The organism is Virgibacillus sp. DJP39, from assembly GCF_049310925.1.
GTDB lineage: Bacteria > Bacillota > Bacilli > Bacillales > Amphibacillaceae > Virgibacillus_F.
On the sequence record NZ_JBMERP010000008.1, the window covers coordinates 1 to 12,543 of the forward strand.

13 protein-coding genes are annotated in these 12,543 nt (G+C 34.9%); all 13 read right to left on the reverse strand.

Annotated elements, in window-relative coordinates; all coding sequences use genetic code 11:
- A partial coding sequence (locus ACOI1D_RS04690; protein ID WP_422499737.1) for a glycosyltransferase family 2 protein occupies nt 1-413 on the reverse strand: 413 nt, incomplete at its 3' end.
- A 72-nt stretch (nt 414-485) separates the two neighbouring features.
- Complete coding sequence (locus ACOI1D_RS04695) at nt 486-1,502, reverse strand: glycosyltransferase family 2 protein (protein WP_422499624.1); 1,017 nt, start codon at nt 1,500-1,502, stop codon at nt 486-488.
- 15 nt (nt 1,503-1,517) lie between these two features.
- Nucleotides 1,518-2,705, reverse strand: coding sequence for a glycosyltransferase (locus ACOI1D_RS04700; RefSeq protein WP_422499626.1), 1,188 nt, complete (start codon nt 2,703-2,705; stop codon nt 1,518-1,520).
- 39 nt (nt 2,706-2,744) lie between these two features.
- Complete coding sequence (locus tag ACOI1D_RS04705; protein WP_422499627.1) at nt 2,745-3,941, reverse strand: glycosyltransferase; 1,197 nt, start codon at nt 3,939-3,941, stop codon at nt 2,745-2,747.
- Nucleotides 3,942-3,956: 15 nt separating this feature from the next.
- The gene (locus ACOI1D_RS04710; protein ID WP_422499628.1) at nt 3,957-5,147 is read right to left on the reverse strand and encodes a glycosyltransferase; all 1,191 of its coding nucleotides are present in this window, start codon (nt 5,145-5,147) and stop codon (nt 3,957-3,959) included.
- Nucleotides 5,148-5,214: 67 nt separating this feature from the next.
- Complete coding sequence (locus ACOI1D_RS04715; RefSeq protein WP_422499629.1) at nt 5,215-6,393, reverse strand: glycosyltransferase; 1,179 nt, start codon at nt 6,391-6,393, stop codon at nt 5,215-5,217.
- Nucleotides 6,365-7,519 (reverse strand): glycosyltransferase family 1 protein, encoded by a 1,155-nt coding sequence (locus ACOI1D_RS04720; RefSeq protein ID WP_422499631.1) that lies wholly within the window; start codon nt 7,517-7,519, stop codon nt 6,365-6,367. Before ACOI1D_RS04720 ends, ACOI1D_RS04715 begins: the two co-directional genes overlap by 29 nt.
- 30 nt (nt 7,520-7,549) lie before the next feature.
- Nucleotides 7,550-7,888: a helix-turn-helix domain-containing protein gene (locus ACOI1D_RS04725; protein WP_422499633.1), complete on the reverse strand. Its 339-nt coding sequence runs from the start codon at nt 7,886-7,888 to the stop codon at nt 7,550-7,552.
- Between the two features lie 3 nt (nt 7,889-7,891).
- Complete coding sequence (locus ACOI1D_RS04730; protein ID WP_422499635.1) at nt 7,892-9,079, reverse strand: DegT/DnrJ/EryC1/StrS family aminotransferase; 1,188 nt, start codon at nt 9,077-9,079, stop codon at nt 7,892-7,894.
- A gap of 25 nt (nt 9,080-9,104) precedes the next feature.
- On the reverse strand, nt 9,105-9,737 hold the full coding sequence (locus tag ACOI1D_RS04735) for an acetyltransferase (RefSeq protein ID WP_422499636.1): 633 nt from the start codon (nt 9,735-9,737) through the stop codon (nt 9,105-9,107).
- 1 nt (nt 9,738) lies between these two features.
- Nucleotides 9,739-10,326, reverse strand: coding sequence for a sugar transferase (locus ACOI1D_RS04740; RefSeq protein WP_422499637.1), 588 nt, complete (start codon nt 10,324-10,326; stop codon nt 9,739-9,741).
- Nucleotides 10,327-10,351: 25 nt separating this feature from the next.
- Nucleotides 10,352-11,428, reverse strand: a complete 1,077-nt coding sequence (gene galE / locus ACOI1D_RS04745; RefSeq protein ID WP_422499639.1) for a UDP-glucose 4-epimerase GalE — start codon at nt 11,426-11,428, stop codon at nt 10,352-10,354.
- Nucleotides 11,429-11,447: 19 nt separating this feature from the next.
- Complete coding sequence (locus ACOI1D_RS04750; protein WP_422499641.1) at nt 11,448-12,521, reverse strand: EpsG family protein; 1,074 nt, start codon at nt 12,519-12,521, stop codon at nt 11,448-11,450.
- Between the last annotated feature and the right edge of the window lie 22 nt (nt 12,522-12,543).

The window sequence follows — 12,543 nt, forward strand, 5'->3', positions numbered from 1 at the left end:
ACTATTTCGAAGTTGATTTCTTTTTCAATATATTTTTCACCTTCTTGCACCTGCGAATAATCACACACCACTATATCAGATAAATACTTAAATGCATTTTTATACAAAACTTCGTACATTCTACGGTGTATAAAATCATCGCTATCAACAAACCCAATGTATTCACCTCTTGCTATTTGAATACCAGCGTTTCTAGCAGAGGATAGTCCTCCATTTGCTTTATGAATTACTTTTATTCTGTTGTCTTTTTTCATATAACTATCACATATGTCTGAACAATTATCTGGAGAACCGTCGTTGACAAGAATCAATTCAAAATCTTTATATGTTTGATTTAATATTGAGTCTATGCATTTAGCCAAGTATTGTTCCACTTTATAAACAGGCACAATAATACTTAATTTATAATCCATGACCATACTCTACACCCCAAAAATTATATTTATCTGTTGCTGTTTTTTATACTTATGAGCACAAGAGAATGACTATTTACTGAATTTATATAATAATAAAAAATAAGCTAACAAATATTGTTGCTTATTTATTAGCAAAGAAAATACCCTATAAAACTTTAATGAGATTCCATATTCAGCTATAGTTTGTTTATATATTAAGTCACTTCGTAATTGTTTTAGTACTTCAAATTTACCTCTTAGCTTAGTATCTTTCCTATGAATTATGATATTGCGCAAACATAAAATATACATTGGAAAGATATATGAATAAGTATGTTTTATAACACCTTCTTTTGCTCCCGTATAATTTAAAAAGTCAAACAATGATTTGCAAACAGTATTGATATCAGGAACTATGTTCACTTTATTACGTTTAGCAAGTTGATTTGTTGATATACTTATATTATAGTGGTATAACGCATTTGGTAATAAAGTTATTTTGTTAGAGTATCGTAAATATCGTAAATTAAAGTCGAAATCTTCATATAAAACTAAGTTTTCATTGAAGTACAGTTTTTGGTTGACTATTATGCTTCTTTTAAATAAATACATCCAAGAAGGTTGCATTCCAACTGAGTTTAAATAATAAATAAAGTTTTTGCTTAGGTCTGCAACGTTTATTTCATGCTTTTTATAAAACCCGTTGAATTCACTTTTTATTAATTCATTGCCACTAAATAAGTCCTTAATTAGACTAAAAACATATGTTTCACTATTATCTTCTATAATATTATAATTTAACGTATTCAGAGCATTATATTCAAGCCAGTCATCACTGTCCACAAACATTATAAATTCACCGTTTGCTAAATCTATTCCTGCATTACGAGCAGATGATACACCCCCATTTAGTTTATGTTTTACTATTACTCTATCATCTTTTAAGAAATATTCGTCACATATTTCCCCAGATTTATCTGGGGAGCCATCATCTATCAGTATGAGTTCGAAGTCTCTGTATGTTTGATTCAGTATTGAATCAATACATTTCTGAATATACGACTCTGCTTTATAAACAGGAACAATTACACTTATTTTTGGGATCATAATTTTTACTCCTTTCTAAGAAATGTAGTTAAGAAATTTGGCTATTTCTTTAGTTGTATTACCATTATAAACTTTTAAGTTGGTGGATAGTTTTTCTCTTATTATTGGATTGTCAATAAGCCATAATATCTTTTGAGTAAGTTCTTCTTCACTTGTCTTTATAATTATTCCATTAAATGAATTTGTAAGTTGCTCATTTGCCCCTGTGAAATTGGTTGACACAATAGGCTTATTCAAACATTTCGCCTCGGCTAATGTAAGACAATATCCTTCGTGTCTAGATGGTTGAACATAAATATCCGCATTTTGTATATAGGGATAGGGATTTTTCTTTGATCCTAGTAATATAAAATCGTTATGTAATCCAAGGTTTTCTATTAACTGTTCATATTCTTTTCTAGCATTTCCATCTCCTACACAATACCACTTTACGTCATAGCCTTTTTTCTTAAGTTTTGATAAAGATTTAATTGCAATATCCTGACCCTTTTCTCTGGAAAGTCTCCCTACTGTGACAATATTTATCCCATTAAAGCCATCATCAAATGGACATGACTCTTTTGCTAACTCCTTTATCAGTTCAGGGGTTATTATGTTTAAAAATACATCTGCCTTGTTTTCATCATTCGGAAATTTTTCAATGAGTCTTTTTCTTGCTTCTTTTGAAACAACAAAAATTTTGTTAAATTTGTTATGTAACTTGTTATATAACTTTACATTTATAGGATGTTTAGAGACATCAAAATGGATCCATGATATTTTTTTGTTGGCAGTTACTTTATTGACTAGGTAATAATCAATAATGTCTGTCGGCCCTTGATATGCAATAGCAACATCATATTTGTCTTTATGATTGGGAATCCGCTTAAAAACATGCTTATAATAAATGTACCGATCATTCATGTGCTTTGATATCAAATATGAACTAACAAATGGAAAGACTTTAAAAAATTGCTTATTGTTCATATAATTATCTATTGTTTGTTGTGGGGGTTGCATAATGATCGGTTTTACCTTATTAAACCATTTGACTTCCTCCACCTTCACCCAATCTGGTACTAAATTTAGAAAACCGCCTTTCTTCTCTAGTAATAGAACCGTAATATCATATTTTTCCTTTGGTATAACGGATAGTAGGGATAATAAAGATTTTTCTACTCCACCAATATTCATGCTGCTTAACATAAATAATATTTTTTTCATTGTATACACCCCTTCTATTTCTTTGTAATATCAAAGTGTTTAGGTAACATTAGCTATTCCAATTAACTTGTTTATTTCTTTAGTATTATTAATATTTTCTTTATGGAGACCTTCTCTACATAAACTTCTGTGATTGTCATCATTTAGTAATTTCATTAGGGCATCAACCATTTCCCGTTCGTCAAATTTTACAATTAACCCTAACTTATTATTTGATAACTGTTCTTTTGCACCAGTGAAATTGGTACTAACAATAGGATTATCAAAACACTTTGCCTCTGCGAGTGTGATACAATATCCTTCATGGCGTGAGGGCTGAACATAAATATCACATTCTTTCATAAAAGGATACGGATTTGGGCTTGCACCTAATAAAATAAAATCTTCCTTGACTTTATATTTTGTTATAAGCTCTTCATATTTATCCCTTTCATTTCCTTCACCGATACAATACCATCTTACATTAAAGCCATTTTCTTTCAAATTTGCCAACACTGTGATAATTAAATCTTGGCCTTTTTCTTTGCTAAGTCGACCCACTGTCAATATTCTAATCCCCTTAAATTGATCGTTAAATCCAATTCCTTCATCGGCCTTTTTTAATAGCGACTGAGGAGATATGATATTATGGAATGTATCTACTTTATTTAGTAATTCCGGTAACCGTTTCACCAACCGGCTTCTTCCTTCATCTGATACAACAAATAGCTTATCAAATTCCCTATACAATTTAGTTGCAAAATTTGTGTCAAAGTCTATCTTCCCAATATCAAAGTGAATCCATTGGATCTTCCTTTTTGCTTTAATTTTGTGGATTACAAAATAACTTATGAAATCCATTGGACCAGCATAAGCCACAGCGACATCGTATTCACTTATGAAGTTGGGAACGTCTTTTAAGATGTACTTAAAGAAAATACTTTTACTTTTGACTAATTTAGATAGTACGTAAGTGAAAAGTAGACCAACCCCGCTACGTATTTTGCCTTTTTTCAGAAGATTTATAGCGACTTCTTTTGGTGGCTTATTCAATACATCCATTAAATCATTATATTCCTTCACATACTCTACATGTACATCATTAGGTATTGAGTCAAGAAATCCACCATATTCCTCCAACATCAATATTGTGATATCATAATCACTCTTAGGCATCTCAGAAATCATATTAAGTAAGGCTTTTTCTGTCCCACCTACATTCATATTTATCAGCATGAACAATATTTTTTTCTTCATTAGTTTTACTCACTTTCATCCTATTAATTGGTAAAACTTTTCTATTTCCTCCACATTACCTTTTTTCTCATTTTTTAAATACTGAACAATACTATCTCTTAATTTCTTATCATTTATTAGTTTCATTATTCCTTCTGTTACAGCGTCTGCATTCATATCTACTACTAGACCATTCATGCCATCCACCATTTGAGAATAAACAGCGTCAAACCTTGTAGTTACAACTGGAACATTAAGCATTCTTGCTTCGGCAATGGCAAGGCCAAATCCTTCAAACTTAGATGTCTGAACGTACATATCAGCATTTTTTATAAAAGAATACGGATTTGATTTAACCCCTAACAAAACAAAATGATCCGATAAGTCATTTGCTAGTATATATTTCTCGATTTCTTTTTTTAATGGGCCTTTTCCCAGAACGTACCACTTAAAATTAACGCCTTTATCCTTTAGTTTTTTACATACTTCTAATGCAATATCATATCCCTTTTGATGGGCTAACCTCCCTATAGTCAATATTCTTAACCCAGTAAAACAATCTTCATAACTTTCGCCTATACCAGACATTCTGGAAATTAATTGAGGGTCATTAATATCATATATCACCTTGGTTCGGTCAGTGTAGTAAGGAAAAGTTTCTAACAATATTTCTTTTGTTGATTCTGACACGGCAACTATCTTATTAAATTGATCATAATAACTTCTTTGGAACTTTTTTTCATCTTCATCTAATCGGTAACTAACATTTACCCATGCAAACTTTTCTTTTGCCTTAACCTTTTCAGCCACATAAAAAGTCGGTACTCCTTGTGCATAACTAATAGCGGTATCATATATTTTAGGATTTTGTTCTATTACATCTGATATACACTCCCAATATATCCTAGCTTCCTGCTCTAAATTATTTTTTGATTTTCTTAAGTTAATTGAATAGTTGACCCTTGAATTAAACATTTGAAAGTCTAACATTCTCATCGATTGAATAAACGATCCAAATAAACTTAATTCTGCAAACTTTGAGTAAGTAAAGGGTCTTAGTATAGTTACCTCCTCAGGTATAAACCTTTCAAAGTCTCCTCCATGTGAAAATAGTATTAGATCAACAGAATATTTATTATAGTTCAATAAACTAAGCAAAGTGGTTAAACTTTTTTCAGCACCTGCACAGTATAACGAGTCAATTACAAAAAGAATGTTTTTTTTCATTGTTAGATCACCCTCACTACTTTTGTATATATCGTAAATTACAGAATTAATTTACTTGAAAAGTTAATTAAACTAATTGGTATAATTTATCCAGCTCTTCACTATTATGATAATTATTCATGGTACAGTTAGTCGCCAGTCTCTCTCTAAACTCATTATCCTGATAAAGCTTTTCAATTCCGTCTGCTATACCGTTTACGTCTGCCTTACAGATATAACCATCGATCCCATTCTGAATTTGGCTTGATGCAGTAGGATAATTTGTGATCAACACTGGTTTAGATAGTATTTGCGCTTCACCTACTGTAACTGCCTTGCCTTCATAACGTGATGGCTGTACGTAAAGATCTGCAGCTTTCATATGAGGATATGGGTTTGTCTGCTTACCCAGAAGAATAAACGAATCTTCTAGATGGTTAGCTGTAATCAATTTTTTAAGCATTTTTTCGTCCCCACCGTAACCAACAACATACCAAGCTATATCTTTGTAACCTCTATCCTTTAATAACTTTAATGCTTTTATAGCTTGATCAATCCCTTTTGCATGAGATAGTCGAGCTACTGTTATCACTTTAAATCTGAAATCACTGAGCATTGGATTTTCCACTTCTTCATTCGCTAAAGTCCTTACTACATCCGGTGAAGTGATATTCTCAATGACTATTACCTTTTCTGCTAAAGTAGGATACTTTTCTATGAAAGCATTTTTACATGCATCAGATACCGCAACAATAGAATCAAATTTATTCCACATTTTTATGTCCATTTCAATGTCAGTATCAACTGTTGAAAAATCGGTATGAATCCACGCTATTTTGGTCGCTGCCCTAACTTTCTCAGCAACGAAATAATGTGGCCATAAGTAACTTATTGCAATGTCGTACTGTTTTTCTGTTTTTGGCAGAAACGGCAGTCCATACTTCCACATATATTGCATCTGCTTATATCCTTTTTCGGTTGAATCATCTATACTGGCCCTGTATTTGGCCAGAAGTCTGGTTGAGGCAAGTGCAATATTTCCCGATTTTAAAATTTGTCCAATAGACATTCTGAAAGTTTTATAGGATTTTGACTCTCTAAGCAAATTCTGTTTTTTTGGAAGCAGATCCATCAGTTCCCCGGTATGGCTATATAACATCAAATCAACTGCATAGTTGGTGTTATCAAAATTATTCAACATACTGATTAAACTTCTTTCAACACCCCCAATTTCCATATCAAAGGAAGCGATCAACAGATTTTTCATATGATCCTCCATCTTTTAAGTTATAAAGTGCGGTTAATTTTGTTATTCCAGCTGATAAGGAATATCCCTTTGTTTTAAAGCTGTCAGCAATTAAATTTTTATTTTTTTCTTTCTTTCCTGCTTGCTCTATGATCTTATTCGCCCAAACTTCAGGTCCATCAGATAATGCCAGTTTCGATACTAAACCTAACTCCAAATCTGCTTCCGGCTGAATGGCTTCAGAAACAACACATGGTACACCACTCGCTTGCGCTTCTAATAAAACAAGGCCTAATCCTTCATATATGGAAGGGAAAACAAAAACATCCATGCAATGCAATAAGTTTGATATGTCACTCCTTACACCAACAAACCTGATGTTTTCATATAGTAATTCTGCTTTTGCCTTATCTTCTATTTGATGTCTCAGATCACCATCGCCAACCAGCAGAAGCTTAACAATGGGATCTCGCTTAACCACACTTTTCATAATTTCTATTAGAAACGCATGATTCTTTGCCTCAATAAATCTACCGATATGACCAATAACCAAACTATTTCCAAGTCCCTCTTCTAGTTTCAATTTTGCGGTTCCTATTCTTAAATTTGCCATAAATGTTAAGTAGTTGATTGCATTGGGAAAGTAGGAATAAGTTGCTTTCTTTACTCCGCTTTCTCCAAATAAATATTTTCCTGATTCGTTGCTGCACGCTAACAAGTTAGTTGAAAAGATTTGAATCATGATTCGCATTAATTTAATATATACTTTTCTGTTATGACTTATTTCATTGTCGGCAGTAGTATGGGCATGAGCGATTCTTACTGGAACACCTGCTATACGTGCAGCCAGATTTGCTATTCCACAATGAAACAATGTGTGTGCATGAACTGCGTTATAGGGTCCATACTGTTTGATAGCACGATAGAGTTGTTTGATTGATTGTGTATTTGATAACTTAATTACTCTTCCACCAAGTTGTCTTATTTCCTGATCGTAATGTGCATCTTCTTTACCATATGAAATAAAATCAAACTGGATTATTTCATGATTAATATTCCGGTAAATGTTCATTAACATCGTTTCAGTACCCGCTCGATTCATTGCTCCAACAACATGGAGTATCCTCCTCGGCTTTATGCTGCTCACTTATTCTCCTCCCAACACCAACCTGTTTCACTACTCCTTTTCTATTTTCTTATTCTGCCACTTGGCATATTCAATGATGGATTTGTACTCTTGCAGCTGTTCTTTCTCTACACCTGATTCCTGAAGATCCTTGATAAATTCAAGCCATTCGTGCTCAAGAATCGATTTATCAGATTTTAAATCGATTAACTTTCTAAGATCAACACCTAGAACTTTTGCTAATTTCTCCATGATTTGTATCGATGGATTCATATTCAAGTTTCGTTCAATATTGCTTAAATAGGACTTTGATACATTGGCACGCAGGGCAAGCTCAGATAATGTCAGCCCCTTTTGCTTACGGATTTCCTGTATATTTTTCCCGATCATATTCTATACCTCGTGTTTTCTTGGATAGTATAATTCTGTATTCCTGGCTTCTTTCACTGCATTCTTAAAACAGATTATAACCCGGTCCTGTTCACCTTCCGTTAAACTTGACCCTGATGGTAAGCATAAACCTGTCTGGAATAAGTTTTCTCCAACATGTTCGTCGGTATCGTGTGAATAGTAGTCACACTTCTGAAATAGCGGCTGCATATGCAGCGGTTTCCAAACATGGCGTGCATCTATGTTTTCACTATTTAATGATTCAACTAGTTGTTTTGCTGATATTCCAGCTTCTTTTTCATTAATGGTTAACGTCGTGAGCCATCTATTTGCCTGTGTACCTGTCAATTCTGACATAAAATTAGTTCCAGCCATATCGCTTAATGCTAGAAAATAGTTTTCAAAAACTCGTCTTCTGGCTTCTACTCGATCTTCCAGTACATGTAACTGAGCTCTTCCAACACCGGCTAATAAATTACTCATCCGATAATTAAATCCAGTTACACTATGCTGGTAATATGGCGCAGGATCCCGTGCCTGCGTTGCTAAAAAACGGGCACGCTTGATTGCTTGCTCATCATCCGAGACAAGCATTCCTCCCCCGGATGTCGTTATAATCTTGTTTCCATTAAACGAAAAAATTCCAAACCTGCCAAATGAGCCACTCACTTTATCTTTATAAGTCGTTCCAAGTGACTCTGCAGCATCTTCAATAATTGGAATTTCATAGTAGTTGCAGATTAATTGAAGTTCATCCATTTTTGCGCTTTGTCCATATAAATTAACGATAATAACTGCTTTTGGCAGTTTCCCTTTAAGAGATGCACGCTGCAGAGCTCTTCTTAATGCCAGTGGAGACATGTTCCAGGTTTCAGGCTCTGAATCAATAAAAACTGGTTCGGCTCCCTGATATAAAATCGGATTTGCACTTGCCACAAATGTAAGTGTGGAACAAAATACACTGTCACCTTCTTTTACTTTTAATAAAGATAGAGCCAAGTGTATAGCTGCAGTACCTGAACTTACCGCGGCAGCATCCTTAACTCCTACGTAACTTGCTATTTCTTTTTCAAATGCATCAACATTTGGACCAAGAGGTGCAATCCAGTTTGTTTTGAATGCTTCTTTAATATAATGGAGCTCTTTTCCACTCATATGCGGTGGAGAAAGATGTATTCTAGGATCTGTCATTTTTAGCCACCATCTCTTCTATTAATTATTTAATCAACATTCTTTCGATAATACGTGTTGGACATCCAACAGCCTTGCTATAGGATGGTATATGCTCAATTACAGTTGAGCCTGCCCCAATTACTGACCAGCTTCCCAGATGCATCCCTGGAATAATCGTTGCCGATGCTCCTATATGTACGCCTTCTCCAGTAGTTACACCACCAGTTAAGGTAGCGTTAGGTGAAACATGCGTATAATCACCGATTTTATTATCATGTTCTACAATCGCAGCTGTGTTAACGATGCAATGCATGCCAATTTCTGTGTGAGAATTAATAACAGCATTTGACATAACCACGGTTCCACAACCAATCTTGGCTGATGCGCTAACTACCGCTGTCGGATGAATGATGGACAAATAATCTTCCGGTACTAAACTTAAGCTTTTAGCGATATGTTCCCTGATCAGATTTCCTCCAATAGCAATTACTACTTTGGTATCCTTACGTATTAACTTTGGCAAGAAAGCAATTGGAGCATGAATGATACCTTGTTGTTGAAATCCACTTTCATACTTGTCATCCAAAATTGCAATTACGTCATGTGATTCCATTGAAAAAATCATTTCCTGAATTACCCTGCTATGACCGCCATCTCCTAAAATGATGACCTGCATGCTACAGAACTTCCTTTGTGCCACTGAACTTTTTCATCGTCACGGAACCCTGGTGATTAATTCCTTCTCGTTTAAGAACTTTTAAAGCAGTTACACTCAGAATTTTAAAATCAAGTACGTTCGTTTGGTTGTCGACATACCATCTATCTAATCTAAACTTTTCTTCCCATTCAATTGCATTTCTTCCGTTTATTTGTGCCCACCCTGTAATTCCTGGCCTGACATTATGTCGTTGTTCCTGCTCTTTCGTGTAGAGTGCCAGGTACTCCATCAGCAACGGGCGTGGTCCCACTAAACTCATGTCAGCCTTTACCACATTAAAGAGTTGAGGAAGCTCATCTAAACTGTATTTTCTGAGGAATTTCCCAACATTGGTTAACCTCAGTTCATCTGGAATAGTTTCGGGTGAGTTGGCCATTGTTCGAAACTTGTATAGATAAAAAGGCTTTCCATTTAATCCAGGCCGTCGCTGTTTGAATAGAATAGGGGCTCCTAGCTTAATCCTGATAACTATAGCTACAATCAACATAGGCAGAGAAAATAGCAGGAGTAATGTTAATGCAATGGCAACATCCGTTATCCGCTTCATTTTGACACCCCCTCTTTAATCTTATTCAGACATTAAAAAAAACCGCTGCGTTAGACTGCACCGGTGTTCTACTTTCCTTATTAACCTTTTTCACGTAACCTGTCGGGTTATTCTGTTGCCACCGCCAGGAGTCTTGACACATTTCGTCAATCCCTCTTACCGCATGCCAATCAAGTTGTTCCTTTGCTTTAGTAGGATTCGCATAGCAAGTCGCTGCGTCACCAGGTCTTCGACGTGAAATAGTCGTAGAGATAATTTTTCCAGATGCTTTTTCAAATGCATCTACCATTTCTGACACACTGTATCCTTTACCAGTACCTAAGTTATAGGCATCAACTCCACCGGATCTTCGCTTAATCTTTTCCAGGGCCTTGATGTGGCCAAGTGCCAAGTCTACGATATGGATGTAATCTCTAATTCCAGTTCCATCCTTCGTTTGGTAGTCATTTCCATGGATAGTTAAACGCTCCAATTTACCAACCGCTACCTGTGAGATATAAGGCATCAGGTTATTTGGAATGCCAGTTGGATCTTCTCCAATTCGACCGCTTGCGTGGGCACCAATTGGATTAAAGTAACGTAAAATGGCAATATTCCAAGTCTGGTCTGAGTGATGCAAGTCCCTGAGAATCTCTTCAATCATTAGCTTTGTTCTGCCATAAGGATTAACTGCTCCAAGCTGCGCATCTTCCCTGATGGGAACGTGATCTGTCATGCCGTACACGGTGGCTGAGGAACTGAAGACAAGGTTTTTAACGTGATACTTTTTCATTAGTTCACAAAGAACGATAGTACCAGTGATGTTATTCTGATAGTACTTTAGTGGCAACTCTACAGATTCTCCAACCGCCTTAAATCCTGCAAAATGGATCACTGCCTCGATTTTATTTTCCTCAAATACGGCTTCTAATTTTTCTTTATCAAGTAAGTCCAATTGATAAAGTTTAAAGGATTTACCTGTAATTTCAGTTACACGCCTTAATGCCTCTTGACTACTGTTTGAGAAATTATCTACTACTACAATTTCGTACCCTTCGTTTAGAAGCTCAACACAGGTATGACTTCCTATATACCCAGCTCCACCAGTTACTAGAATTGCCATTTACTCATCCCTCCCTATCTTAAAACAATAAGAAATCACTTTTATATAATATGTTTAAACTGATGACATTTTCATAAAAATAATAGGCAAAGAAGCATATTAAAATGCCATAATAAATAATCTTTTCATCTTTTTTTGTAAACAGCTTTACGACCCATGAAATTAGTATTAACTGATACAATCCAAAATAAATTGAAAACCTGGCAAAGATCCAGTTTTGCGTTGCCAGTAGCATGAAAATAAACCCGAGCAAGGTCATATTTACTATATAATCACTATTGGGGAGAATTTCCCTTAATCTATTTCTTCCCAAGTAAGCAATTGCTAAAGGCACTGCATCGACAGCCACCCGAAGAATGTTTGCTCCACCTTCTGCAAAATTTTCATAGTGACCATATTGCGTTCCTTCTATCGCAGAAAACAGTAAGGAAGAAAACTGTTCAAATCCGATTACTATTGCGACAGCAAAGATAATCAATGCAATAGTGGCTTTTGACCAGGCTTTGAATCTCACAAGGAAATAAATAGGAAGTAAGATAAGTGCTGTTTGGTGAAACAACGACGCTATCAAAATAATGATTGCATACCTTATAAAGTTTCCTTCTATTAAGAACTTAATTGCTGCAAAAGCAATCGCTGCTGCCAACACCTGTCTTATTCCATTCATGGATACTAGAAATAATCCACCAGTAATATATACATATAAACTAAGCTCAATCATCCGTGAGTAATGGTATAAAACGAGTAGAATAATAGCATTTGTGAGCAGTGCAGTTGCAAAAATCATTACCTGTGGATCATAGGATACATATCTCTGGAGAAACATCTGAAGCATCCCAAAGCCAATATCCTTCTGAGAGAAGATCAGTTCCCAGGAAAAGTTACTTACTTCGTATGCATGCTTATAATAATAAGTATCCCCAATATTTGAGCGAAGACCTGACACTGCAACCAACGATGCTAATGCACCAAAAAATAACAGCTTATTAGGTTTTATATGAACAGATCCAGTTGAATAAACAGGAACAGCGAAGTACCTTGCAAAATAGGAGCAAATTAGCACCAATGCAAGATTATAATAAAGAATAGTCATAGGATTTGTTTCCTTTCACAAC